Origin of the sequence: Cytobacillus praedii, assembly GCF_001439605.1 — a bacterium.
GTDB lineage: Bacteria > Bacillota > Bacilli > Bacillales > Cytobacillaceae > Cytobacillus > Cytobacillus praedii.
In genome coordinates, this window is record NZ_LMBX01000009.1 from 109,430 (window position 1) to 133,972 (window position 24,543).

Sequence of the window (24,543 nt, forward strand, 5' to 3'; positions counted from 1 at the left end):
AGAATTGTGAAAAAATTAAACTTTAACTATGGTGGTTCTTCTAATGGCTAAAACAATAACTTGTTTATATGAAAATCAAGAGCAGCTGGATCATTTTATTGAAAATCAAGAGCTCTGTGATTATCCCAATCTTCTTATCCAAGTCTTTTTAAGTAAAATAGAGCGGTCTTTCCTCCTTCAGCTGCAAAAAGATATCAGCAGCAGACTTCCATTTGCGACAGTAATCGGCTGTACGGGTGCTGGAGAAATTATCGAAGGTCAAATGATTGAAAATAAAGCAGTTATTTCTTTTACCATATTTGAAAAAACGGAACTAAAATCCGTTTTGCTTCATCAAGATGATTATGAAAATAGTTATGATATGGGAAAAAGTCTGGCCCAGAGATTAGTAGATTTTGATACGAAAGCGATGCTTGTTTTCCCAGCAGGAGCGAATGTAGATGCTCAAACATTGTTGAACGGTCTTTATGAAGGTAACCCAGAATTAGTTGTAGCGGGTGGATTGGCTGGGAGTAACATAAAATCAATGGAACCCTATTCTTTTACAGGGACAGAATGGACCACTCAAGGGGCAGTAGCCGTTGCGCTTCAAAGTGATCAGCTTGTTGTCGAATCCTATAGTAATTACAAATGGCAAGAAATTGGGAAGTCCTTTGCGATTACGAAAGCAAAGGGAAAGAATATTTATTCAATTGATCATAAGAAACCAATCCAAATATTAAAGCAGTATTTAGGTAAGGGCTTTGTTGAGGATCTGCCTGATTCAGCGAATGAATTCCCGTTTATTATGAAAGATAAAGGTGAAAAGGTTCCGCTATTTATCTTAGATATATTAAAAAATGGAGCTATTCGAGTGAATCGGGAAATAAATGAAGGGGAAGAGATCACCTTTGCGTACCCTGATATAGAGGGGATTGTCGGAAGCTCGCTCGAAAATATGAAACAGCTGGCAAAAAAACAAGTGGATACAATATTTGTTTATGATTGTATGGCTCGAAAACGATTTGCTCCCGATTTTACAGAAAAAGAATTAGCCATGCTTCAAAGCATTTCTACTGCTAATGGTTTTTTTGCCTATGGAGAAATAGCTGGAGGTAATACAAAAAAACCTCAATTATTAGGGCATGCATTAACGTATTTGGCTTTATCGGAGAATAACGGGCAAAAACAATTAAATCGTAAACTTACATTTAAGTACACGCCACCGGTATATTTGAAAAATGCTACAGCGCTTACCCATTTGATGCAGGCTACTCATAATGATTTTTACCTTTTAAATGAAAGCTTGAAGGTATCAGAGCAGTACTATGAATCACTTTTTAACACGAATACAGATCTTGTCTTTTCAACTGATTTAAATGGCCAAATTAAAAATGTGAATCCTGCTTTTGAGAAAACACTTGGATACAGCAAGGATGAAATTATCGGGAAATCCGCTATGAGACTAATTAATAGCGAAGATGTACCAAAAGTAAGAATGCATTTTTCAAAAGCTTTGAAAGGAAAAGAGCAATACTACAATGTGGACATACAGTCAAGCTCTGGAGAAACAAACCTATTTCAAATAAAAAACATTCCAATCATAGTGAATGATGAATGTGTAGGGATTTATGGAATTGGAAGAAATATAACGGAACAGAAAAAAATTGAAGATAAGATAACAGAGTTAGCCTACTATGACCATGATACAGGACTCCCCAATCGGGTAAAGTTTACAAAGCAGCTGGTGCAAATGCTTTCACGAGCAAAAAAGAAAAAGCGAATGCTCGCTGTTCTTTCCATTGATATTGACCGTTTTAAACTAATCAATGACAGCCTTGGACATTTTGCAGGCGATATGGTTTTGAAGGAATTAGCTTATCGAATTGAAAAAGCACTTCCGAGTGGTTCTTATATTGGCAGATTTGGCGGCGACAAATTTACTGTTGTTCTATCAAAGGATGTTGACGTAGAGGAAGTAATGAAAGCTTCCAAAATGATTCTTCAGGAGATATCCAAGCCTGTGGGGCATAAAGGCCAAGATTTCTATGTCACTGCCAGTATTGGTGTAAGCCTGTATCCAGAGGATGGGCAGGATGAACATTCCCTTTTGAAAAATGCTGACATTGCTACAAATCGATCGAAGAATCAAGGTGGCAACCGGATTACATTCTTCTCAAATGAAATGAATGATCAGGCGATCACAAGGCTTGAATTGGAAAGTTATCTAAGAAGAGCATTGCAAAAGAAGGAATTTTATTTAATGTATCAGCCTTTAATTGATTTAGAGACAGGAGAAATATTTGGGAGTGAAGCGTTGATTCGCTGGAATCATCCTAAATTAGGTCTTGTTTCTCCAGCTGATTTCATTCCATTGGCTGAAGAAACAGGATTAATAGAGGAAATTGGAAGTTGGGTACTTAGAACAGCCTGTATGCAAAATAAAAAATGGCAGCTGCTTGGATATGATAGCATATCCGTCTCTGTGAATGTTTCTGCTTTTCAATTCCAGCAGCCTGGATTTTTGAAGGAAGTAAAGAGAGCCTTAAATGATTCGAAATTAGAGCCGCACTATTTAACTTTGGAATTAACGGAAAGTACCATGCTGAAGAATGTTGATTACAGCATCGATACGATGAAGTCATTGCAAAACCTTGGTGTGAAGGTGTCCATAGATGATTTCGGTACGGGCTATTCTTCGTTAAGTTACCTGAAAAATTTACCTATTAATACATTGAAGATTGACCGATCGTTCATTAACAATCTTCGTGTCAATACGTCTGACATTGCAATTGTTAAAGCCATAATTACGATGGGGCATGGGTTGGCAGTTAAGGTTCTGGCAGAAGGAGTAGAAACGAAAGAACAAATTGAGCTTCTGAAAGAATTAAAATGCCACTATGCACAAGGCTTCTACATACATAAGCCACTGCTGATAACTGATTTTGAAAAAGGCTTGAAAGATAAAGCGGTACTTGAAAATTAAATGGATGAAAAAGGGTTCAGCCGAGCTGAACCCTTTTTTCATTTAGAATAAGATAGGTATTATAAAAAGTTTGTTGGCAATAAAAGCTTGATTATTGGAACGGAAGATGCCAGACCCTGCTCAGAGGAGGACATTCCCGCCGGAGTGTTCGCTGAGCAAGGTGGTCCGAAAAATCAATCTCTGCCAATTACGTATGTTTCGCAGAAAAACTGATTAACATTTATGTGGATATTTTCTCAATAATCATTCTTTTCCCGCTGTTTAAGGTGAATTCAAACCGATCATTCGTTTTTTCGAAATAGCTAAAATGATGCTGGATATTGCAGATTTGTTCTTGATTATCAAAAATAATAAAGTTTACTCCGCTTTTTCTTTCAGAAGTGGATAGAAAAGTTAATTGATTGTAGCAATAAATACAATCGTAAATAGAAAATTTCATGGAATTTAACGTTGTGATAAATTGGAAGAACGCATCATCATTTATTTCATCTAGCAGTTTTTCTAAGGAGAACACAAGAAGTTTCCGAATACGAATTGTATCTTTATCTTTGAGAATCAATACCTCATCAGGTGAAGTGACTTTGCCTTCTTCAAACAGGACACCTTTTCTCCAGCGTTTCATTCGGTATACTTCTATTTCCTGATGGAGGAATTCATCTAATAAAGCTGCCTCTTCCGTTTCTTTATCAAAGAACACCCACTGATCATTAATAAATTCAATTGTCCCCACAGTAAATGCTCGAGTTTGATACTCTATCAGTTTTGTACGTTGCTGTCTATTCATAAAAGACCTCCATTTGTATCCTTCACCATTCTTTTTAGACAGTTTCCATTCTTTTTATAACAATTGTGAGATAAATACCTATATTTAATAGAGCTCCCTATAGCAGGATATTCCTTTCGCCGATATTCTGATACAAAAGGAGAGTAGGCATTTGATTCAACATTGGTATTTTTTTGTGAGGTAAATGGAGTCTTTGTTTGACGATATGGAGAGAAAAGGCTACTCTTAAAGAGTTGTGACTATGATCTAAACAATAGAGGAAGCTTTGATATTTAAGGAGTTGAAGGAGCGAAAGATGAAAAACAGAGTGTGGACTCTCATCTTCATTCCGTTTCTTCTTTTTTATGCCCTCCCTACAGGAGCAGCTGAAACAGAAGATCGTAAATGGCAAGATGAATCAATGTATTATTTAATGGTTGATCGCTTTAATAATGGCGATATCAAAAATGATTATGAGGTAAATGTTCAAGACCCTAAAGCTTTTCATGGCGGAGATTTTTTGGGGATTATCAACAAGCTGGATTATATTAAAGATATGGGCTTTACTGCCATTCGGTTAAACTCCATTTTTGATAATGAAGAGAACGGCTATCATGGAAAATGGATTCAAGATTTCTATAAAACCGAAGAGCATTACGGCACAATGGATGAATTTAAACAGCTAGTGAAAGAAGCTCATAAAAGAGAGATGAAGGTTGTCATAGATTTCGAAATAAACGAGGTTGGACCTAACCACCCTTGGCTATCAGAATCTGACAAGAAGAATTGGTTTCATGAGCAAAAAAAGGGTGAACCACCTTACCTGAATCAGGATAACCAAGATGTTAAGAATTATTTGATAGATGCCGCAAAATGGTGGATTAAAGAATCAAATATTGATGGGTATTATTTGGGAAATACAGATCTTGCATCTGAGAGTTTTATAAGAGAGTTTGTTAAAGAAGTCAAAGGTGCTAAGGATCATTTTTATTTACTTGGTGGGGTTCAATCAGATGATCCGGTGACCATTGCTCATTTTCAAGAAATGGGCATCGATGGATTCATTGATTACCCGCTTTCAAAAAACATACGGCCTATTTTTGACCAGGTTGACAATTCACTAAGTGATCTCATTACAAATAAGGAAAAAATAATGGCTGATTACCCAGATCCATACTTAATGGGAAGTGTAATGGATACAGATGATATGATTCGCTTTACTCATAATGCGGTTGCGAAAAATCAGCATCCTGGCCCAAGATGGAAGCTTGCCCTTACGTATCTTTATACGACCCCAGGGATCCCTATTGTTTATTATGGCAGTGAAATCGCATTAGAAGGCGGCGAAGGAGAAGCAAATCATAGGCAAATGGATTTTCGAACTGACAAGGAGCTAATTGATTATATAACAAAGCTTGGGGAGCTGCGCGGAAAATACCCAAGCCTAACAAGGGGCACATTGGAACTTTTAGCGGAGGAAAATGAGCTGTCTGTGTATAAGCGGACATATGAAGGCGAAACGACAGTCATTGCCATTAATAACTCATCTGAGTCGCAAAATATTACCGTCCCGAGTAAGTTATTAGAGGAAAATAAAGAGTTACGTGGACTCCTTTCTGATGATCAGGTTAAAGGCAGTGATAAAGGATACACCTTATTCTTGGATCGTGAAGAGGCAGAGGTGTACATATTAGCGGAAAAGTCAGGATTAAATATTCCGTATGTCATTGCAACAATTGCTGTGTATGGAGCGTTCTTAACGTTTATTATTTTAGCTTGGAGAAAATCAAAGAAAAAAAGAGCACAAGGGGAATAAAAGAAGAACACACTTGATTTCATGCCTGAAAATCAAGTGTGTTTTTTTGTGCATATTATGAGATAGTAAGTACTTCATATTTCGATGCAAGATCAATGAAATACGGCATCCCGCTGATTTTTCCTGCGACAAGCTTTTCTTCCACTTCGTAATAATCTACACAAGTTTTGCATGCGAGCACTTCGACACCTTTTTCTTCAAGTTCTTTAAGATGGACTGAAACAAAGGAGGAGTCTGTTAAAGTAAATACTCCACGGTTCATGCAAAAAATGGCCGCAGGCAGATCCTCTCTTTGTTTAAGTAACGTAAAAAAGGTTTCAAGTACGTTTTCACCCAGTTCTTTATCCCCATTGCCAAGCTGATCTGAACTAACAAGAATCACCTTATTTTTCATCATGCTTACCTAATACCTAAAGCAATCTTTGCATATCTAGACATTTTATCCTTTGACCATGGAGGATTCCAAACAATGTTAACCTCTGTTTCCTTCACTTCTGGAATATCAGATAATGCGCTTTTTACGTTATCTACAATCGTCCCTGCAAGCGGACAGCCCATGGAAGTTAAAGTCATATCAATGGTTGTCTTTCCTTCTTCATCCATTTTCACATCATAAACTAACCCAAGATTGACAATATCAATGCCAATTTCAGGATCGACCACAAGCTCAAGAGCACTCATAATGCTATCTTTTAATTCCTGATCCATTCGTAAACATCTCCTTTTTTTCTATGTTTATTGTTATCATAACAAAATAATTAGCAATAATGAAAACAAGTTGCTTTATCGCAGATTAACATGCTGTATGACCCCCACTTCAAGAACTGAGGGAACAAAAAATAAGTGGGGGATCAGCAGCCGGTTAATCTCCGATTAGTTGAACTTTATACAAACTTCTCAAACCATTTAACGGTTTGTGCTACACCTTCATTGCTGACATTATGACCTGCTTTTTCATCAATAATAAATTTCAGTTTTTCTGGTTCTTGCTTATACAGTTGTTGAATAGTTTCGAAAAAATGATATGTATAGTCAAATGGGACAACAGGGTCTTTTCTTCCATGCCAAAAAAGTAAAGGGCGATTCTGTAATTTATTTGTCTGCATGCTTAAATCAAGTTCTCTTAGGTTGCCCATTAAATGATGGATCTCATTATCATCTATCGGGATATGTAATCCATTTTTTTGCATTTCATCTAATTGCCATTGCGCGAATTTTTCATAATAGGGCATGCCCATTAAGCTTACAGCTGCTTTTATCCATGGGTATTTTGTGAGTGCTCCTAGTGTGACTATTCCGCCCATCGACGTACCTGCAAGTCCAATCCGAGAAGGATCAATCAGCCTTTCCTTTTCAAACCAAGTTTTTATGATGTCAATTTCTTCAATTGTCTGCAGCACAATATCCCAAAAACGAAAATTTAAATTATGCCCAGACAATCCTTCATTTCTTTCTCCATGATAAAGAGCTTCAGGCAGAATAACGCGGAATCCCTTTTTCGCTAGCAGGTAAGCGTAATGTAGATTCTTTTCATATATACTCGTAAATCCATGTACAAATAGGATGAGTGGAAGCTCCTGGTCCCATTTTTGCTGATCTGCTACGTGTAATATAGGGATATCCTTAATTATTTTATTTTCAATACTGATCAATTTTAGGCCTCCTAATGTAAAGCAAATCTATAAATTATGTAAAAGTAAGTGGAAAAAGTATATTTAGTAACAAAATTAAAATATATTTGTTAACATAGTGTTTATAGAAAAAGTTATTTTTACTTTTAATATTTTCGTCATTCATAAGTGTACCATGTAGACTTTTTTTTTCCCAAACCTTTACACTTAGAATAGAAAAAATCGTACAAAGCAGGTGTTTATATTATGGCTGAAAAACATTTAATTGCATTAGATTTAGATGGAACCCTATTAAAGAATGATAAAACCATTTCAAAAAAGACAAAAGAAGTCATTCAAAAAGCTCGCGAACATGGTCATATCGTTATGATTGCAACTGGCAGACCGTTCAGGTCCAGTGAAATGTATTATAGAGAAATGAATCTGGATACACCAATTGTTAATTTCAATGGTGCATTTGTTCACCATCCAAAAGACCCTAACTGGGGCATCTATCATTCACCGCTGGAAGTGAATACTGCGAAAGATATTGTTGAGGCATGCAGTTCCTTTCAATTTCACAATATCATTGCAGAGGTCATTGATGATGTATATATCCATTATCATGATGAGAAACTGCTTGATATTTTTAGCTTAGGGAATCCAAACATTACAACTGGAGATATTCGTAATTTTTTAAAGGCATCACCAACAAGCATGCTTATTCACACAGATGAAGAACATGTGAAAACAATCCGTGACCATCTTTCTGCCGTCCATGCAGAGGTGATTGACCACCGCAGCTGGGCTGCACCCTTTCATGTGATTGAGATTGTAAAGACTGGATTGAATAAAGCAGTGGGACTTAAGAGAGCTGCAGATTATTTCCAAATTCCTTCAGAAAGAATTATTGCCTTTGGAGATGAGGACAATGATCTTGAAATGCTGGATTATGCGGGCTTTGGTGTAGCAATGGGAAACGCCATCGACTTAGTAAAAACAACTGCAAATGAATCTACACTAACAAATGAAGAAGATGGTGTTGGCATATATTTAAATGAGTTATTAAATTTAAAGGTGTTCTAATTGATAATATAGAAAACGTCTATTGGGGTAGGGAATTGTCTAGCTCTACCGCCTACCTCTCGATGCTTGTGCTTGTCGTGGGTGAGCATTACTGACAGCTACTATGAATAATCCTTGCAGGAACAATCTTCATTGTGATTATTCCGAAGAAGCTTACGTATTTCTATTTCTGCCGTTTTTTCTCAAAACGGTTAAATGATTCCCTTTTTAAACGAGAAGACATTGCACATACTATAAAACGAAGCAGCGCTAGCTGTTTCAACATTTCTTCATTTGGAGGGGATTCGATTGGGTAGACGTACGAAATCGAGGCGCTTTGTACAACAAGGAGTAGATTCTGTTACTAAGCACGCTGAACGTATCCCGTATCACATGACATATGCTGAGGCTGAAGCTGAAAAGTTAAAGAATGTGAAAGAATCTTCTCTTGGGGGAATATAAAATGGGCAATAGGCTGTTTCAAGAAGCTAGACGATTGGTTGAACAAACAAAAAGTGTTGAGCCAGTCGATCAGCAGCAGCGGATCATTAGTGCCCAAAATGCTTTGAGTTCAGCATTTGCAAATGCAACGCGGGCAGAGCAAGCCCAGCTTAGTGAGATGCAAAACGAGCTGGATGAATTAAAATAACGAAGGGAAGCTGACATATGATGTGTCAGCTTTTCTCATTATATGGATTTGCATGTAAGACTAAGGGATAAATCTGGAGCTTCTTTCCCTCGTTATTTTTTACAAATAAATAAAGAGTAACCGTTCCGTTTTCAGGAATCATTTCTTTTTGGAGAGTAAGTTTAAACGAGAATTTAGACCATTTCGAGTGGCCAGGGTTCATAACTTTTTGCTTTGTTTCTGTAATTAGTTCATTATGTCCATCTTCAGCAATATAGTAGAATTCACTGTTATTTGAGCGGATTTCTCCTGTTGCTTCGTATACTCCGTTATTTTCTGATGCTTCAACATTTCTAAAGACATCATTTTTAATGGAATCATTTGCATATGGAAAGAACTCCTGACTATCTACTAAGTTTATCGAATGTACTTGCATGAAACTGAGTGCAAAAAAAACGAACAGCATTCGCATAATACCCCTCCAAACGTTTTAATCCTTTCGGAAAAATCCCAAAATCCCAACTGTCTGAACAATATTAGTAAAAGCTTGTGGATCCACTTCTTTAATTATTCTTTCGAGCTCAAATAATTCATATCTGGTGATAACAATGATCATCATTTCCTTGCTTTCATTTGAAAAAGCACCTTTTGCTGGTACTGTTGTTATACCCCGAACGAGTCTTTCATAAATCATTTTTTTCATTTCCTCAGATTTTTTTGTAATAATCATTGCGGTAACCTTTACGTGTCTTGTATGAATTGCATCAATTACCCTTGTTGAGGCATACAAGGTTACAATTGTGTACAATGCTTTTTCCCATCCATAAAGAGCGCCAGCAGTAATAATGATGATGGAATTCAATGTGAAGAAGTAAGTCCCGATAGGCTTGTCTTTCATTCGAGACAGAACCATGGCAATGATATCCATTCCACCAGTTGAAGCTCCCCATTTTAAAGTCATACCAACCCCCACAGCAGCGATGACTCCGCCAAAAACCGCATTTAATAAAATATCTTGAGAAAAATGCTTAACAGGGATTACTTCTAAGAATAATGACATGGAAAATACACTAATAAAACTATAAAGTGTAAATGTCCTTCCTACCTTCCTCCAGCCGAGAATCGTAACGGGAATATTTAAAAGAAAGAGGAGGATGCCAGTTGAAATATGTCCACCAAGAACACTGGATAAGAGTTGAGCTACTCCAGTAAACCCGCTAGCATAAATATTTGCTGGGATGAGAAAGAAATTCATAGAAATAGCCCCTAATAAGGCACCAACAAGCACAACTAAGATCTTTTTAGTTTCAATCCAAATCAATTTAGACCCCCCCTAGGTTATATGGCAGGCAATTATCTCAACTTCCGAGTAATTTTCATTGTCTTTTTTTTATTATTTATATACACTTAAAGAATATATATTGTATGGAAAGCAGGTGAATTAGGATGTCAGTGAAAATATTGACAGACAGTGCAAGTGATCTGCCGCTAAGCTTTTATGAAGAAAATAATGTTACGCTTTTGCCGCTGAAAGTTCATTTAGATGATACTGAATATGTAGACCTATTAACAATTGATTCGAAAACAGTCTATCAAGCCATTCGAGAGGGAAAGGTTCCTAAAACGTCTCAAGTATCTCCTCAAATATTTGAGGAAACATTTACAAAAATGGCTGAGAATGGTGAAGATGGGATTTATATTGCATTTTCTTCCGAATTATCAGGGACGTATCAAACAGCTGTCATGATGCTTGATCAGGTAAAGGAAACTTTTCCAGATTTTAAGTTAACAATCATTGATACAAAATGTGCATCACTAGGCTTTGGTCTGATTGTTAAGGAAGCGGCAAGACTAGCTAAAGAAAATTTATCAAAAGAAGATATTTTACAGGATATTGAATTTCGCTGTCAGCATATGGAACATTTATTTACAGTCCACGATCTAGATTATCTGGCAAAAGGCGGCCGTGTATCGAAAGCATCTGCCTTTCTAGGCGGTCTTTTGAATATCAAGCCATTGTTAAATGTTGAAGATGGAAAGCTTGTCCCGATCGAGAAACACCGGGGGAAAAAGAAGCTTCTTCGCCGTATCGTTGAAATTATGAGAGAAAGAGGCGAATCAATAGATCAACAAATAATTGGCATAAGTCATGCTGATGATGAAGAAACAGCATTAGAAATGAAAGAACTTATCGCTGAGGAATTTCATCCAAAAGAGTTTTTTATTTCTTCCATTGGCTCTGCTATTGGCTCGCATACTGGATCAGGAACAATCGCTATATTTTTCCTTAATAAAGTGCAATCATAATTATTCTTAAGCAATCGATTATCGATTGCTTTTTCTTAATTTCCCACATTTAATCTTACATACTCCTTTTCATTTTACAGACAATAGAAATGAAACAGCTTTTAAGCAGCTGAAATTTTGATTGAAAAGGAAGGAGTATTTAAATTATGCCCCAAACCTCTGATAACGATAAAAAAGCGCAGGATAATAATGCCTTTCGTCATGAAAAAAATATGATGAAGGAAAAGAATCGAAAAGCAGGAAAAAATCAGTACTCTAAAAAGACAGATCATCTATAAAAAAAGAGCAAGCGGTTAGACCGCTTGCTCTTTTTTTCAAAAGAATAAATTAAATTTTTAAAATTTGAAATTTGATAATTGTTCGTACCACTAAGCATATTTCTATACTGAAAGGAAAGAGCTTCTTTAGTTTGTATGGCGATGACCAAGGTGCTGGAGCTTACCTATTTCTCTTTGCTATAAGTCCAGCCCTCTTCTTGATATATCCTTCCTTCCTTCATTAAACGCCCAAGTGCACGTTTAAATGAAGCTTTGCTCAATTGAAAGCGTTCCTGTATATCCTCTGGCGTGCTTTTATCTCCATAAGGCATAGCTCCGTTACGTGAACCCAAATAATTCATAATGACTTCAGAATCCTGGTCAAGTGCCTCTTGCTTTCTTGGTGTCAATGATACATTGATCGTGCCATCCTCTTTCACATCAATAATTCTGCCTTCTACTTTTTCACCAAGACGCGGCTCTGTCTTCCTTTGTGATTCGTGAATAAATCCTTTAAATCCTTCGGCCGTATAGATCCAGCTACCAACTTTTGCTGTCCGATAAATATGTCCGTGAATATTCTTGTTAAAGTCTTGTCTGGTGGCTTTCACTGCGATCCCATCAATGATTGGATCTGTTGCTAATTTCACATAGATCCGTTCATTCCGATTGACTCTTAAAGTAATGTATAGCAAATCTCCTACTTGCGGCCAGACGGATTCATGAACGGGAAGATCCTCTTCGCCAAGCAGCATATCTTTCTTTATACCGATGTTAATAAATATGCCGATTCCAGGCTTAACATCACTAACCTGCGCCCAGCCGTAGTCTTTCGTTGTAATCTCTGGGATGGTCGTTGTAGCTGCAGCTCTTCCTCTTGAATCTGTGTAAAGAAAAACCTCAACTTCCTGGCCTTCTTCTAATTCCATGTCGGTATCGTTTTTGTGCAGAAGAACATCTTCATCACCATTTGATAAAAAGTAGCCAAATTCAGCAAGCCTTTCTACCTTTAAATTTACAGTTTGTCCAATATAATCTCTAATTGCCATTGATAACGCTCCTTTGTTTTCTCGCATATATTAAAAGTTTCAAAAGTTTCTCCGTAAGTTGTATGAACTGCTATATTTTACTATAATTAAGGAACAAAGTGAAACCTCTTTAGTAAGAGGGGAGTTTTTAAGGAGGCAGCTATGTCGAAAGAAAGTTCATTTGATATTGTATCCAAAGTTGATTTTTCAGAAGTAACAAATGCGATTAATATTGCCATGAAGGAAATTCAAACACGCTACGACTTCAAAGGCAGTAAGAGTACGATCTCACTTGATAAGGAAGAACTTGTATTAATTTCCGACGATGAATTTAAGTTGGATCAGCTAAAGGATGTCCTTTTTAGTAAAATGATTAAAAGAGGAATCCCTGTTAAAAATTTGGATTATGGCAAGCTAGAAGGGGCATCAGGGGGTACTGTCCGTCAAAGAGCCAAAATTGCTCAAGGAATTGATAAAGAAAATGCCAAGAAAATCAACTTACTAATTAAAAACAGTGGGTTAAAGGTCAAAAGCCAAGTACAGGATGATCAAGTCCGTGTGACAGGCAAAAACCGTGATGACCTGCAAAAGATTATTGCTGCAGTGAAGGAAGCTGACTTGACTGTTGATGTTCAATTTGTGAATTATCGATAATTAGTAGGAAAGCAGCCCTATATAGGGCTGCTTTTTTTCTATGACTTTATAGTGGCGTTTCATCGGTCCTGTAGGTATAATTATCTAGATAAGACGCACCAATGAATGCATTAGGAGAGGATCTTTTATGCTAGATAAAATTAAATTTAGAAGTATTCGTTTAAAGATGATTGCAGTAATCGTGATTGCTTCAATTATTAGTACACCGCTTTCTTCAAAGTTAAATGCTTATGTAATGGATCTAGTTGATGTACATAAAAGTTTTGGTATTTATATTAACACGATAATAAATCTCTTAATTGCGACAATAATTGTTGCGATATTTACCCGATGGATCATAATTAAGCCGCTTCAGACGTTACTAGAAGCAACGAAAAAAGTAGCACAAGGCGACTTAAATGTTGAGGTTGATTTTTCTAGACGGGTGGATGATGAAATTAGTCAGCTGTCAGTTGGCTTTATGCAAATGGCAGATCATCTCAAAACGGTTGTAAAGAAATTAAATGATACGTCAGACAGGATAACTGTTTCAGTAGATCAATTGTCTGCAAACTCAGAGAATACGGCTTTAGTTTCTGAACAAATTTCCGCTGCGATCCAAGGAGTAGCTGCCGGATCTGAGGAACAAACGAATGGGATGGAAAAAATCGCAGCTGCTATGAATGTAGTAAGTATTGAGATTGATGATATTTCTCGTAATACTGAAATCATAAGCAACCAATCCAGAATAAATACTTCTGTTGCTGAAGAAGGGGAAAATACAGTTGATAGAACAGTAAAACAAATGGATCTTATTCAAAATTCTGTTAGCCAGTCAGATTATTCTATACAAAAGCTTCAGGAACAAACAAAAGAAATTGGTCAATTTTTGACGGTTATTACGGATATTGCGAATCAAACGAATTTATTGGCACTAAATGCTGCAATCGAGGCAGCACGTGCTGGAGAAGCCGGAAAAGGCTTTGCTGTGGTAGCTGAAGAGGTCCGAAAGCTTGCAGAGCAGTCAAACGAATCAGCTCAGCAGATTGCAGAGCTTGTAAATGAGATTCAAAAGCAAACGGGTGATTCCGTTGCGACGATGAAGCATGTAATAGAAGATGTTCAAGAAGGAATTATTATGACCAATGAAACAAAAGAGATTTTCCATCGAATCTCTCAATCGATGGCTGAGATGAATGGTCAAATGGAGAAAATCCTAAATGGCGGGAAAATGATTTCTGGAAGTGCGGGGGAAGTAACTGCAGCAGTTTCAGCAGTCAGTTCTATAGCAAACCTAAATAGCCAAAATTCAATGAGTGTTTCAGCGGCTTCCCAGGAACAGCTTGCTTCTATTGATGAAGTGGCAAGTTCTACAAAGGAACTAGCAGAAGTAGCAGAGGATCTTCAAAAACTTACACATATTTTCAAAACTTCATAAGCGATATTATTGGTGAAAATACACTGAATTCTAATCAATCCAGTGTATTTTTTATATGGAGCCAAGAAATTTGATCGAAAAGAACGATTCTCTTCTATTATTATTTTGTTAATGTGAGATTCTTCACTTATTAATTTGGTATCATCCTCTATAATTTGAATATAAAGATGTCCTAATGATAAAAAAATCCGACATTTTCTTATGACAAGGATATTAATAAGGGTGTTGAAGGAGGATTTTTATATGCCTTTTAATCGTGATTTTAACCAGGACCCATTTATCGTTATATGGGAATTAACGAGAGCATGCCAGCTGAAATGTTTACATTGCCGTGCAGAAGCTCAATATAGAAGAGACCCTCGTGAATTATCATTTGAAGAGGGAAAAATATTAATTGATCAAATTCATGAAATGAATAATCCAATGCTTGTATTTACAGGCGGGGATCCACTAATGAGAGAGGATGTCTTTGACATTGCAGAATATGCTGTCAAGAAAGGTGTCCGCGTTTCAATGACGCCAAGTGCGACCCCTAATGTAACAAAAGAGGCAATTGAAAAGGCGAAGGAAGTTGGCTTGTCTCGCTGGGCATTTAGTTTAGATGGTCCTAACGCAGAGGTTCATGATCACTTTCGAGGAACGGCAGGTTCATTTGACTTAACAATGGAACGAATTAAATATTTACATGAACTTGAAATACCAATCCAAATCAATACAGTTATCTCCAGATATAATATTGATTATTTAGATGAGATGGCTAAGGTTGTCGAAGGATTGAAATGTGTGCTTTGGAGTGTTTTTTTCCTTGTGCCGACAGGAAGAGGACAAGAATCTGATATGATTTCCCCTGTTGAACATGAAAAAGTATTTACTTGGCTGTATGAGTTAAGCAAACGGGTGCCATTCGACATTAAAACAACTGCTGCTCAGCATTATCGCCGTGTTGTTATCCAGCAAAAAATGCGCGAGGCAAAAGATCAAAGAGATGAAATACAATATTTAGATGCATTGACACAGCAAGGCTTAACCGGCTCAATTGACGGGCTTGGCAGAGCGCCAAAAGGAGTGAATGATGGGAATGGCTTCGTCTTCATTTCCCATGTAGGTGATGTTTATCCAAGCGGTTTACTGCCTGTCAAAGCAGGAAATGTTAGGGAACAATCGCTTGGAGAAATTTACCGGGAATCTCCTATCTTTAAAGATTTGCGAAATCCTGATAAATATAAAGGGAAATGCGGAGTTTGTGAATTTAGATATGTATGTGGAGGTTCGAGATCACGTGCATATGCAATGACTGAAGATTATATGGAAAGCGAACCTTTCTGTGTCTATATTCCTAAGGCATTAAGAAAGAAAGCAGCAACAAATTAAAAGAATGGCTATGTACAATTAGATTGCTGTTAATCGGCTGACTGGAGAGTAAGCAAACCCTGCTCACTATGTTTTAATAGCAACAATGTATGTGAAAACTGCTAGAATTTAAATAATTAATTGTATTCCAGAAAGTGCAGTCTTGCTCTAAGGCTGCACTTTCTTTAATCTTATAAATAAATGATACCTTTAATACAATGAGAATAATGACAACATCATGACATTTTCAATATGTTATTAACATATAGGTAGTTATATGGTGTAATGGGTATTATATATACATTCCATCCGTTTGAATCTGATTGTTAATGTGAGATTGGGTACAGTTTCCTATAGGAACGTATGATAGAATAGTTATTAAAGAGATCACTCTTAATTAGGAGTTGATAAAATGGAGAAAACAATTATTAAAGATCAATTAAATAGACCGTTAAGAGATTTACGAATTTCAGTGATAGACCGCTGTAATTTTCGTTGTACTTATTGTATGCCTGCTGAGAAGTTTGGCCCTGATTTTGCTTTTTTACCGAAAAGTGAATTACTAACTTATGAAGAAATTGAACGTCTGGCAAAAATATTCGTCAGTCTGGGTGTAGAAAAAATCCGCCTGACTGGTGGCGAACCTTTACTAAGAAAAGACTTACCAACATTAGTAAAGAAACTTGCAGATATTGAAGGGTTAAAGGATATCGGATTAACAACAAACGGGGTATTGCTGCCAAAGTTTGCAAAGGAGTTAAAAGAAGCTGGTCTTTTGCGTGTGAATGTCAGCTTGGATACACTTAATAGTGAGCTTTTTGGAAAGATTAATGGCAGGGGAGTCGGAGTTGACGTTATTCTTGAAGGGATTAAAGCAGCACAGGATGCGGGTCTTGGTGTAAAAATCAATATGGTTGTGAAAAAGGGATTAAACGATTCAGAAATTGTTCCGATGGCAAAGTTTTGTAAGGAGCAAGGCCTACAGCTTCGTTTTATTGAATATATGGATGTTGGCAGCACAAATGGCTGGAAAATGGATGATGTGGTGACGAAAAAGGAAATCTATGAATTGCTAAAAGAACATTATCTTTTGGAACCAGTAGATCCTGCTTATTTTGGTGAAGTAGCCAAACGATATCGATATGAAGGCACAAATGTTGATGTTGGATTTATTCCATCTGTTTCTGAATCCTTCTGCTCAAGCTGTACTCGGTCAAGGCTTTCAGCAAATGGCCAAATCTTTACATGCTTATTTAATGGCGAAGGGCATGACATCAAAGAATTTATGAGAAAAGATGTGACTGATGAAGAGATAACCAATCGCATTACAGCTATTTGGGGTGGAAGAAAGGATCGCTACTCTGATGAGCGGACGGAACAAAGTGCAAAAACAAGAAAAAAAATCGAAATGTCTTATATCGGCGGATAAAAATATCCCCCTGTTACTTAAAACAGGGGGATATTTTTGTCCATGTTTTTACGTTGTGCTGAAAAGTTCTTGTGAAGCATTCGGCAATTTTCTTTGAATTTGCACGTGTGCCACACAAGATTTCTTGAAGATAAGTAAGATTAACTTTGGAGATAGAGAATTGTCTAACTCCAGCGCCTATCGCCTATCAAACTTCAGGTCCACTCCCTACGGGTAAGCCGACTTCAATTCGTTCCATTCATTGTGTCTCCTTTATCGAAAGAATGGGCCTTCCGGTTTGTACGTCGATGGCAAAGACGCTTGCGTTGTTCTTTATGAAAAATATATTATCCTAAATATCTTGGGAATAAAATATTATTCTCTAAGTGAACATGCATGAATGTAAAGCCCTCAAGTGCTTCAAGACGCTTGTATACTAGCGTGTATGTTCCGCATGCATCAAGGGGAAGCTCATAATCTGATGTAATCTCTCGTAGCTGTCTTAATATTTCTCCCACATGATCATGCTCTTTTTCAAGCTCAGTAATATAATTAACAATTTCATGGCGATTTTCGAGTGTCGGATCCTCTAATTTTTTTAGCATTGGGAAGACTACTTCTTCTTCTTTGGCTGTGTGTTCAATCATTTCTTTTTTAAATTCATAGAATAATTCATAAACCTTTAATAGTTCTGGATGGCTGTCACCGTGAACTTTGGATACTTTTGTGACATATGGACTTAATTGTGCAAGCTCATCCAGTGTTGTCGCATGATAATGTTCACTAATATGTTTGATGATTTCCTCAGAACTGCTATTTGTCCAAACAGCCATATCGTCTTTATTATTTTCTTCTTTTATATAAACCTCATGCAGATCAGACATCAGCTTGTCCATATCTACTGAAAGGTCCGCAGCAGCTTTACTTAGTGGAATGTTCCCGCCACAGCAGAAATCTATACGATAGCGTTTAAAAACATCGCTTGTTTTTGGTTGCACATTCACAATATCCTTAACTAATGTGGTTTCAGTAAAAGTCATTGTCATTATAGAAATTTCCTCCTTAATAGTTCATTTCTTTATTTCATACTAAGCATAACGGAAAATAAACTTTGATCAGGTGACCCGTATCACACTTCTTATTTTTTTTGAAAGAAATTTTGCTGTGATTTACACAATAGGCAATTGCTTTCGCGGGTCAGGCGGTTGATTAGATATGCTGGATGCTTGCGCTCTTGTTGGGGGCTTCATGTACTCCTCCTTGGAGCAGGAATCTCGTGACTTCTGCTGTAATCATCGTATGAACATCAACTGACAACTTTTATTAAGTCTATTAAAGAACAGAGTGTAACGGGTTTGTGAGGTTTGTCATGTTGAATACAATGCTCTACATATATAATATAAGGATAGATAAGCGTATTTCTTTTGAGGAGCTGATAGGAATGCTAGAGAGAAGAACACCCATCCCGGTTGGAGAGGCAGTTAAAAGGATTATGAACCACGAATGGAGCGGACAAACAGAAAATGTCTCGATACAAGAAAGCTTCGGGAGATATTTATCAGAGGATTTAAGAGCGACAAGCGATGTTCCACATTTTGACCGTGCTCCATATGATGGCTTTGCCGTTAGAACAATCGATACAAAGGATGCATCCCAAACAAATCCGGTGGAATTTGAAGTCATTGATCATATCGGTGCAGGAATGGTAACAGCGAAGACAGTCAGTGCGTTTCAAGCGGTTAGAATTATGACAGGTGCACAAATGCCCGAAGAATGTGATGCTGTTGTTATGCTTGAGCTGGCAAAAGCATTCGAAAAAGATGGCAAGAACTATATGTCTATTAAACGTGCATACAAACCGGGTGACAACGTCTCGTTTAAAGGTGAAGATGCAAGAGAAGGGGATGTGCTAATTAAAAAAGGTACAAAGATAAATCCGGGGATACAAGCAATCCTTGCTACCTTTGGCTACGCACAAGTACCCGTAGCAAAAAGGCCAATTGTAGGATTATATGCAACAGGTACAGAACTGCTGGATGTACACGACGCATTAGAGCCAGGAAAAATAAGAAACAGCAACTCTTATATGATCGCAGCTCAAATAGAACGTGCCGGTGCAGATGTTCATTACTTTGGGCAGCTTCCTGATGAATTTGAAACTTGCTATGAGGCAGTAAAAAGTGCACTTGGGAAAGTAGATATGCTCATAACTACTGGCGGTGTTTCCGTTGGTGATTTTGATTATTTGCCAGCTATCTATGAAAAAATGAAAGCAGAAGTGTTATTTAATAAAGTAGCGATGCGCCCAGGGAGTGTAACAACTGTAGCGCAATTTGAAGGGAAACTTTTATTTGGTCTCTCAGGAAACCCATCTGCATGCTACGTGGGGTTTGAATTATTTACAAGACCCATCATTAGGAGAATGCTGTTTGCTGAGAAGCCGCATCTTCGTAAAGAAAAAGCTATTCTTGATGTTGATTTTCTAAAAGCTAACCCTTTCACTCGGTTTGTTAGAAGTGCTGTAACTGTTTCAGATGGAAAACTGATCGCTTCACCAAGCGGACTTGATAAATCGAATATCGTTATGAGCCTTGCGGGGGCAAATTCATTAATGATATTGCCTGGAGGGACTAGAGGCTATGAGGCAGGTTCTGAAGTAGAAGTATTATTGCTTGAGGACTTTGATGGCAGTGAGTGGCCATGGTAAAGAAGCCAAGTATACTTCAGATTGTTGGTTTTCAAAACAGCGGCAAAACGACGGTTGTTAAAAAGCTCATTGTGCGTCTTGCCGCTGAAAATATTACCGTGGCTACCATTAAGCATCATGGGCACGGAGGGAAGCCAGAAATAGTGGAAGGGAAAGATTCCAGCCAGCATATTTCATCAGGTGCTCACGCATCCTTAATTGAAGGGGATGGAAGGATACTTCTTCAAGCAGAAAAAAACAGCTGGTCATTACGTGAGCAAATTAAAATTCTTGAAATTTTACGAACAGATATCATTCTTATTGAAGGCCACAAACACGAAGATTTTCCAAAAATAATTTTAGTAAGGAATGCAGAGGATCTTACCCATTTGTCGAAATTAAAGAATATTCAAGCTGTATTTTTTTGGAATGAAGAATGCTTGGAACGGGAAAGCTGCCTACAATCAGTTCCTTTTTTCCATATAAACGATCACTTAGGTTATGAATGGATATACAATTATCAGATTAATGAGTTGAAATAGATGTTGATATTTGTCGAAAAACCGTCACAATTTGACGGTTTTTTCTGTGATGATTTTCACTTTATTCCCTTAAAAGTTTAGATATAGTAGAAGTAACATGCTATAAGGGGGGATAATCATGAAGATTTGTTTACCAAAACAGCATGGTGCATGGGCAATGTTAATTATCCCGTTTTGGCTCGGGGTTGCTGCTTCTGAATTTCTATGGTCACATATTGCCTTTTTTATAGGCTGGCTATTTTTATATTTAGCTACATATCCTATGCTTCTATTATTTAAAAAGAAAAAAATACAATACTATACGAAGTGGACAATCATTTATTTTGTTCCGGCAATTTTATTGCTGTTAATCCCGCTGTTTGTACAGCCCTCGATTATTATATTTGGGTTAATTATGATTCCATTTTTTATTTTAAATGCCTATTTTTCATCGAAAAACCGCGAAAGGGCATTTACGAATGATATTAGTGCGATTTGTGTATTTGCAATTGCTGGGTTGGCGAGCAGCTACTTGCCGAACGCGGAAATTAGTTCATTAGCAATCAAGGTATTTATTACATCCATTTTATTTTTCACTGGCTGTACTTTTTTTGTGAAAACAATGATACGAGAGAAGAAAAATCCAACATTTAAATGGCTTTCATGGGGATTTCATTTGGCTGTTCCATTCATTTGGTGTCTATTAGGGGAGTGGCTAATTGCCATTGCTTTCATTCCAAGTTTGATCAGAGCATTTGTCTTTTATGGCAAAGGGATGACAATGAAAAATTTAGGGATTCTAGAAATCATTAATTCTCTCTTCTTCTTCATCATTATGGTCATTGTTGTTGCTTAACTATAGAAAAGCTGCATCTCAACAAATGGAGATGCAGCTTTTGTTATTCTATATTACAAATATTAACAGGGCAACTCTCACAATCAATGGAGTTTTTTAAATAGGATAGATCATGAATGGTGATCATCCCTTTTTCAATTGAAAGGACTTCAATCTTGCGAAGTTCGCCTAACATTCTGTTGACAACTTCTCGTGAAGTTCCGCAAAAGTTGGCAAGTTCTTGGTTCGTTAAAGGGGTATTAATCATAATTCCATTCTCGGTTTCAATTCCATAGCTATTTGTAAGGCGGATTAAGGTAGAGTATAGTGCGCCTTTTTTTCCGTGGAGAACAAGATCTCGAAATTTAGTTTGTGATTTTCGATATTGGAGGCTAATCCACTTCATTAATTCAAGCGCAAGTGAATGATCTTGATTGAGCTTTTCTTCAAGCTCCTCCTTATTAATGATTGCTACAACTCCACTCTCAATAACTTTTGCATTCAGCATGTATTTTGGCGATGGGCAGAAAAGTGATAATTCCCCGATCAAATCGCCTTCCCCACACATTCTTAATGTAAGCTCACGCCCATCGGGTACAATCTTACTTATTTGAATTAACCCGCTTTGAACGATGAAAAGTTCATTTGCAGTCATTCCTTCTTGGTATAGAAAGGACCCTTTTTCCACTTTTTTGTTATAATGTGAGGCTTGTAATAATACATTGAGCTTTTCGGCAATTTCAATATTTGATTGCATGTATTACCTCCTCTTTCGGTAATGCAATGGTCCATTGTATATAAGATAATACTACTATTATATTGCAAAGATTAAAAACTTCAAGAAAAAACAGTTGATTTTCTATTCTTAAGTTTCTATAATAAGGGAAATATAAAATTTATAAATATTTATCCAAATGAGTAAATATACAAAAGGTGAAGGGGAAAGCCATGAAAGTCTCAATCATTGGAACAACTGGATTCGGAGGAGTTGAGTTGCTGCGAATTTTACATCAGCATCCTACATTCCAAATTCAATCCATCCACTCAACGAAAGATGAAATCCCTATCTGGGAGGAATATCCACATCTCTATCGTTTACTAGATAAAAAATTAGAACCAATTAATTCTGAACAAATAGCCGATCAGTCAGAGATTGTCTTTCTTGCTACTCCATCAGGTATTTCCGGGCAACTAGCAAGTGAATTTGTTGACAAGGACATCAAAGTAATTGATCTGTCAGGGGATTTACGTTTGCCTTCTAGTGATTATAAAGCCTGGTATAAGCACGAGCCTGTTCATGAAAGCTTACTATCAAAAGCGGTTTATGGGCTATCCGAATGGAATATGGAATTGATAAAAAACTCAAATTTTATTGCCAATCCTGGCTGTTATCCGACCGCATCACTTTTAAGTCTAGCCCCAGTTGTAAAGGAAGATTTAATTGATCCAGCTAGTATTGTAATTGATGCGAAGTCAGGCGTTTCGGGTGCAGGGAAGTCACTATCAAGGAATACAAGTATGTCTGAAGCGAATGAGAACCTCAGAGTGTATAAGGTAAATCAGCATCAGCATACACCGGAAATTGAGCAGCAGCTTCTCCAATGGAATAATAGCATTCAGCCAGTTACTTTCACTACACATCTTTTGCCGATTACAAGAGGGATTATGACAACAGCTTATGTTCAATTAAAAAATGAGATGAGAACGACTCAATTGCTAGAATTATATAGTGAAATCTATCATCAGCATCCTTTTATCCGTATTCGGCCGGAAAATACCTTCCCATCAATTAAAGAAGTAGCCGGTTCTAATTATTGTGATATTGGTCTGCATGCTGACAATAGAACTGGAAGGCTGACTATTGTTTCAGTCATTGACAATTTGATGAAGGGGGCAGCTGGGCAAGCTGTTCAAAATGCAAATTTAATGAGCGGTTTTGATGTAATGACGGGACTTGATTTTGTTCCGATGTATCCATAAGGGGGAAGAATTCATGTATACTTTATCACACTCTCAAGCGATTAAAGAAATTGCTGGAGGGAGTATTACAACACCAAATGGGTATCGTGCTTGCGGGGTACATGCTGGGCTAAGATACTCGAAGAAGGATATTGGAGTGATAATAAGCGATGTACCTGCTGATTGTGCTGCTGTTTATACAACGAGCCAGTTTCAAGCTGCACCGCTTAAGGTCACACAGCAAAGTATCGCAGAAGAACAAAAGCTTCAGGCTGTAGTTGTGAATAGTGCATGTGCAAATGCCTGTACAGGCGAACAAGGTTTGCGTGATGCCTATCAAATGAGACAATGGACAGCTGAGCATTTTCAACTTCAAGCACATCAAGTGGCGGTTGCTTCAACAGGTGTAATCGGAGAATTTCTGCCAATGGAAAAAATTCAACTGGGCATCCAATCGCTTGTACCTGGAAAAGGAAATGAGCAGGCTGAAGATTTTCAAACTGCTATTTTAACAACAGACCTAGTTATGAAAAGCTGTTGTTATTCCACAGAAATAGAAGGAAAAACCGTTTATATGGGTGGAGCAGCTAAAGGATCAGGAATGATTCATCCAAATATGGCAACAATGCTTGCTTTTGTTACGACAGATGCAAAGATTGAGAGTCATTATCTTCAGATGGCACTAAAGCAAATAACAAATACAACCTTTAATCAGATTACGGTGGATGGGGACACATCGACGAATGATATGGTTCTTGTATTGGCTAATGGGGAAAGTGGAACGAATTCATTAACTCCAGAGCATGCAGACTGGGATCATTTTGTCCAATTACTTACGAAATGCTGTGAAAGTCTTGCGATGCAAATAGCTAAGGACGGCGAGGGAGCAACGAAATTAATTGAAGTACAAGTGAATGGAGCAATAAATGATGATGAGGCAAGAATAGCAGCAAAGCAAATTGTCGGATCTAATCTGGTGAAAACTGCCATTTATGGGGAAGATGCGAACTGGGGAAGAATTATCGGTGCAATTGGGCAAAGTGAAGCAAAGGTAAATCCAGATACAGTGGATATTGCAATTGGAGCAATCACGATGTTGAAAAATAGTGAGCCACAATCGTTTTCTGAAGAAGATGCATCTGCCTATTTGCGGAATAATATGATACAAATCCTCGTTGATCTCCATAATGGCAATGGAACCGGAAAAGCCTGGGGCTGTGACTTATCCTATGATTATGTGAAAATCAATGCAAGCTACCGGACATAGGGAGGGA

At 37.3% G+C, this 24,543-nt stretch carries 25 protein-coding genes; 16 read left to right on the forward strand and 9 right to left on the reverse strand.

All coding sequences use genetic code 11. The features are described 5' to 3' along the window. Positions 1-43: 43 nt before the first annotated feature. Complete coding sequence (locus ASU02_RS11820) at positions 44-2,965, forward strand: bifunctional diguanylate cyclase/phosphodiesterase (protein WP_057763786.1); 2,922 nt, start codon at positions 44-46, stop codon at positions 2,963-2,965. A 220-nt stretch (positions 2,966-3,185) separates the two neighbouring features. Here the strand turns inward: ASU02_RS11820 and ASU02_RS11825 are convergent, their stop codons facing one another. Beyond that, positions 3,186-3,749, reverse strand: a complete 564-nt coding sequence (locus ASU02_RS11825) for a DUF2777 domain-containing protein (protein ID WP_057763788.1) — start codon at positions 3,747-3,749, stop codon at positions 3,186-3,188. Positions 3,750-4,044: 295 nt separating this feature from the next. Here ASU02_RS11825 and ASU02_RS11830 point away from each other — a divergent pair, with 295 nt between their 5' ends. Next, entirely contained in the window at positions 4,045-5,544 is a 1,500-nt protein-coding gene (locus ASU02_RS11830; RefSeq protein ID WP_057763790.1) for an alpha-amylase family glycosyl hydrolase, read from the forward strand. Between the two features lie 55 nt (positions 5,545-5,599). On the opposite strand, the gene ASU02_RS11835 is transcribed toward ASU02_RS11830, so the two are convergent. From ASU02_RS11835 to ASU02_RS11845, 3 genes are all read right to left on the reverse strand, one after another. Beyond that, positions 5,600-5,938 carry a DsrE family protein gene (locus ASU02_RS11835; protein WP_057763914.1) on the reverse strand — a complete coding sequence of 113 codons (339 nt, stop codon included), beginning with the start codon at positions 5,936-5,938 and terminating at the stop codon, positions 5,600-5,602. Between the two features lie 5 nt (positions 5,939-5,943). Beyond that, positions 5,944-6,252 (reverse strand): metal-sulfur cluster assembly factor, encoded by a 309-nt coding sequence (locus tag ASU02_RS11840; RefSeq protein ID WP_057763792.1) that lies wholly within the window; start codon positions 6,250-6,252, stop codon positions 5,944-5,946. Between the two features lie 176 nt (positions 6,253-6,428). Further along, positions 6,429-7,196 (reverse strand): alpha/beta fold hydrolase, encoded by a 768-nt coding sequence (locus tag ASU02_RS11845; RefSeq protein WP_057763794.1) that lies wholly within the window; start codon positions 7,194-7,196, stop codon positions 6,429-6,431. Positions 7,197-7,421: 225 nt separating this feature from the next. Here ASU02_RS11845 and ASU02_RS11850 point away from each other — a divergent pair, with 225 nt between their 5' ends. The 3 genes from ASU02_RS11850 to ASU02_RS11855 all read left to right on the forward strand — a co-directional run bounded on the left by ASU02_RS11850 (position 7,422) and on the right by ASU02_RS11855 (position 8,868). Then, entirely contained in the window at positions 7,422-8,240 is an 819-nt protein-coding gene (locus ASU02_RS11850; RefSeq protein WP_057763796.1) for a Cof-type HAD-IIB family hydrolase, read from the forward strand. Positions 8,241-8,528: 288 nt separating this feature from the next. Then, the gene (locus ASU02_RS26650) at positions 8,529-8,681 is read left to right on the forward strand and encodes a hypothetical protein (protein ID WP_165571527.1); all 153 of its coding nucleotides are present in this window, start codon (positions 8,529-8,531) and stop codon (positions 8,679-8,681) included. 1 nt (position 8,682) lies between these two features. Continuing rightward, a complete protein-coding gene (locus tag ASU02_RS11855; RefSeq protein ID WP_057763798.1) occupies positions 8,683-8,868 on the forward strand; it encodes a DUF3813 domain-containing protein in 186 nt (61 codons plus the stop codon). Between the two features lie 25 nt (positions 8,869-8,893). Here ASU02_RS11855 and ASU02_RS11860 read toward each other — a convergent pair whose 3' ends face one another. Beyond that, on the reverse strand, positions 8,894-9,313 hold the full coding sequence (locus ASU02_RS11860) for a hypothetical protein (RefSeq protein WP_157684511.1): 420 nt from the start codon (positions 9,311-9,313) through the stop codon (positions 8,894-8,896). Positions 9,314-9,337: 24 nt separating this feature from the next. Beyond that, entirely contained in the window at positions 9,338-10,168 is an 831-nt protein-coding gene (locus ASU02_RS11865) for a YitT family protein (RefSeq protein WP_057763803.1), read from the reverse strand. A 125-nt stretch (positions 10,169-10,293) separates the two neighbouring features. Between ASU02_RS11865 and ASU02_RS11870 the strand changes: the two genes are divergently transcribed. Then, positions 10,294-11,154: a DegV family protein gene (locus ASU02_RS11870; RefSeq protein ID WP_057763804.1), complete on the forward strand. Its 861-nt coding sequence runs from the start codon at positions 10,294-10,296 to the stop codon at positions 11,152-11,154. A gap of 146 nt (positions 11,155-11,300) precedes the next feature. Further along, entirely contained in the window at positions 11,301-11,432 is a 132-nt protein-coding gene (locus tag ASU02_RS25840; protein WP_082631775.1) for a DUF3941 domain-containing protein, read from the forward strand. Positions 11,433-11,596: 164 nt separating this feature from the next. Here the strand turns inward: ASU02_RS25840 and ASU02_RS11875 are convergent, their stop codons facing one another. Continuing rightward, positions 11,597-12,460, reverse strand: coding sequence for a CvfB family protein (locus tag ASU02_RS11875; protein ID WP_057763806.1), 864 nt, complete (start codon positions 12,458-12,460; stop codon positions 11,597-11,599). Positions 12,461-12,601: 141 nt separating this feature from the next. On the opposite strand from ASU02_RS11875, the gene ASU02_RS11880 reads away from it, so the two are divergent. The 4 genes from ASU02_RS11880 (at position 12,602) to moaA (ending at position 17,289) form a co-directional block, all read left to right on the forward strand. After that, a complete protein-coding gene (locus ASU02_RS11880; RefSeq protein ID WP_057763808.1) occupies positions 12,602-13,093 on the forward strand; it encodes a YajQ family cyclic di-GMP-binding protein in 492 nt (163 codons plus the stop codon). Positions 13,094-13,220: 127 nt separating this feature from the next. Continuing rightward, entirely contained in the window at positions 13,221-14,510 is a 1,290-nt protein-coding gene (locus tag ASU02_RS11885) for a methyl-accepting chemotaxis protein (RefSeq protein ID WP_057763810.1), read from the forward strand. A gap of 243 nt (positions 14,511-14,753) precedes the next feature. Continuing rightward, positions 14,754-15,881: a TIGR04053 family radical SAM/SPASM domain-containing protein gene (locus ASU02_RS11890; RefSeq protein WP_057763813.1), complete on the forward strand. Its 1,128-nt coding sequence runs from the start codon at positions 14,754-14,756 to the stop codon at positions 15,879-15,881. A gap of 391 nt (positions 15,882-16,272) precedes the next feature. Then, positions 16,273-17,289, forward strand: a complete 1,017-nt coding sequence (gene moaA / locus ASU02_RS11895) for a GTP 3',8-cyclase MoaA (RefSeq protein WP_057763815.1) — start codon at positions 16,273-16,275, stop codon at positions 17,287-17,289. A 326-nt stretch (positions 17,290-17,615) separates the two neighbouring features. On the opposite strand, the gene ric is transcribed toward moaA, so the two are convergent. Beyond that, complete coding sequence (gene ric, locus ASU02_RS11900; protein ID WP_057763817.1) at positions 17,616-18,314, reverse strand: iron-sulfur cluster repair di-iron protein; 699 nt, start codon at positions 18,312-18,314, stop codon at positions 17,616-17,618. Between the two features lie 395 nt (positions 18,315-18,709). Here ric and ASU02_RS11905 point away from each other — a divergent pair, with 395 nt between their 5' ends. The 3 genes from ASU02_RS11905 to ASU02_RS11915 all read left to right on the forward strand — a co-directional run bounded on the left by ASU02_RS11905 (position 18,710) and on the right by ASU02_RS11915 (position 21,331). Next, positions 18,710-19,975, forward strand: a complete 1,266-nt coding sequence (locus ASU02_RS11905) for a molybdopterin molybdotransferase MoeA (RefSeq protein ID WP_057763819.1) — start codon at positions 18,710-18,712, stop codon at positions 19,973-19,975. Then, on the forward strand, positions 19,969-20,496 hold the full coding sequence (gene mobB / locus ASU02_RS11910; RefSeq protein WP_057763820.1) for a molybdopterin-guanine dinucleotide biosynthesis protein B: 528 nt from the start codon (positions 19,969-19,971) through the stop codon (positions 20,494-20,496). The genes ASU02_RS11905 and mobB overlap by 7 nt, the downstream gene beginning before the upstream one ends. A 118-nt stretch (positions 20,497-20,614) precedes the next feature. Then, positions 20,615-21,331: a YwiC-like family protein gene (locus ASU02_RS11915; RefSeq protein WP_057763822.1), complete on the forward strand. Its 717-nt coding sequence runs from the start codon at positions 20,615-20,617 to the stop codon at positions 21,329-21,331. 43 nt (positions 21,332-21,374) lie between these two features. On the opposite strand, the gene ASU02_RS11920 is transcribed toward ASU02_RS11915, so the two are convergent. Next, positions 21,375-22,067 carry a Crp/Fnr family transcriptional regulator gene (locus ASU02_RS11920; protein WP_057763824.1) on the reverse strand — a complete coding sequence of 231 codons (693 nt, stop codon included), beginning with the start codon at positions 22,065-22,067 and terminating at the stop codon, positions 21,375-21,377. A 191-nt stretch (positions 22,068-22,258) separates the two neighbouring features. Between ASU02_RS11920 and argC the strand changes: the two genes are divergently transcribed. Both argC and argJ read left to right on the forward strand, forming a co-directional pair. Then, positions 22,259-23,290 carry an N-acetyl-gamma-glutamyl-phosphate reductase gene (gene argC, locus ASU02_RS11925; protein WP_057763826.1) on the forward strand — a complete coding sequence of 344 codons (1,032 nt, stop codon included), beginning with the start codon at positions 22,259-22,261 and terminating at the stop codon, positions 23,288-23,290. A gap of 13 nt (positions 23,291-23,303) precedes the next feature. Beyond that, the gene (argJ, locus tag ASU02_RS11930) at positions 23,304-24,536 is read left to right on the forward strand and encodes a bifunctional ornithine acetyltransferase/N-acetylglutamate synthase (RefSeq protein ID WP_057763828.1); all 1,233 of its coding nucleotides are present in this window, start codon (positions 23,304-23,306) and stop codon (positions 24,534-24,536) included. Positions 24,537-24,543 lie beyond the last annotated feature (7 nt).

What these genes read in the sequence shown, in the direction of transcription:
- ASU02_RS11820 (WP_057763786.1), top strand. Translation starts at nt 44, where the DNA reads ATGGCTAAAACAATAACTTGTTTATATGAAAATCAAGAGCAGCTGGAT.
- ASU02_RS11825 (WP_057763788.1), bottom strand. Translation starts at nt 3,749, where the DNA reads ATGAATAGACAGCAACGTACAAAACTGATAGAGTATCAAACTCGAGCA.
- ASU02_RS11830 (WP_057763790.1), top strand. Translation starts at nt 4,045, where the DNA reads ATGAAAAACAGAGTGTGGACTCTCATCTTCATTCCGTTTCTTCTTTTT.
- ASU02_RS11835 (WP_057763914.1), bottom strand. Translation starts at nt 5,938, where the DNA reads ATGAAAAATAAGGTGATTCTTGTTAGTTCAGATCAGCTTGGCAATGGG.
- ASU02_RS11840 (WP_057763792.1), bottom strand. Translation starts at nt 6,252, where the DNA reads ATGGATCAGGAATTAAAAGATAGCATTATGAGTGCTCTTGAGCTTGTG.
- ASU02_RS11850 (WP_057763796.1), top strand. Translation starts at nt 7,422, where the DNA reads ATGGCTGAAAAACATTTAATTGCATTAGATTTAGATGGAACCCTATTA.
- ASU02_RS11855 (WP_057763798.1), top strand. Translation starts at nt 8,683, where the DNA reads ATGGGCAATAGGCTGTTTCAAGAAGCTAGACGATTGGTTGAACAAACA.
- ASU02_RS11860 (WP_157684511.1), bottom strand. Translation starts at nt 9,313, where the DNA reads ATGCTGTTCGTTTTTTTTGCACTCAGTTTCATGCAAGTACATTCGATA.
- ASU02_RS11870 (WP_057763804.1), top strand. Translation starts at nt 10,294, where the DNA reads ATGTCAGTGAAAATATTGACAGACAGTGCAAGTGATCTGCCGCTAAGC.
- ASU02_RS25840 (WP_082631775.1), top strand. Translation starts at nt 11,301, where the DNA reads ATGCCCCAAACCTCTGATAACGATAAAAAAGCGCAGGATAATAATGCC.
- ASU02_RS11875 (WP_057763806.1), bottom strand. Translation starts at nt 12,460, where the DNA reads ATGGCAATTAGAGATTATATTGGACAAACTGTAAATTTAAAGGTAGAA.
- ASU02_RS11880 (WP_057763808.1), top strand. Translation starts at nt 12,602, where the DNA reads ATGTCGAAAGAAAGTTCATTTGATATTGTATCCAAAGTTGATTTTTCA.
- ASU02_RS11885 (WP_057763810.1), top strand. Translation starts at nt 13,221, where the DNA reads ATGCTAGATAAAATTAAATTTAGAAGTATTCGTTTAAAGATGATTGCA.
- ASU02_RS11890 (WP_057763813.1), top strand. Translation starts at nt 14,754, where the DNA reads ATGCCTTTTAATCGTGATTTTAACCAGGACCCATTTATCGTTATATGG.
- moaA (WP_057763815.1), top strand. Translation starts at nt 16,273, where the DNA reads ATGGAGAAAACAATTATTAAAGATCAATTAAATAGACCGTTAAGAGAT.
- ric (WP_057763817.1), bottom strand. Translation starts at nt 18,314, where the DNA reads ATGACAATGACTTTTACTGAAACCACATTAGTTAAGGATATTGTGAAT.
- ASU02_RS11905 (WP_057763819.1), top strand. Translation starts at nt 18,710, where the DNA reads ATGCTAGAGAGAAGAACACCCATCCCGGTTGGAGAGGCAGTTAAAAGG.
- mobB (WP_057763820.1), top strand. Translation starts at nt 19,969, where the DNA reads ATGGTAAAGAAGCCAAGTATACTTCAGATTGTTGGTTTTCAAAACAGC.
- ASU02_RS11915 (WP_057763822.1), top strand. Translation starts at nt 20,615, where the DNA reads ATGAAGATTTGTTTACCAAAACAGCATGGTGCATGGGCAATGTTAATT.
- ASU02_RS11920 (WP_057763824.1), bottom strand. Translation starts at nt 22,067, where the DNA reads ATGCAATCAAATATTGAAATTGCCGAAAAGCTCAATGTATTATTACAA.
- argC (WP_057763826.1), top strand. Translation starts at nt 22,259, where the DNA reads ATGAAAGTCTCAATCATTGGAACAACTGGATTCGGAGGAGTTGAGTTG.
- argJ (WP_057763828.1), top strand. Translation starts at nt 23,304, where the DNA reads ATGTATACTTTATCACACTCTCAAGCGATTAAAGAAATTGCTGGAGGG.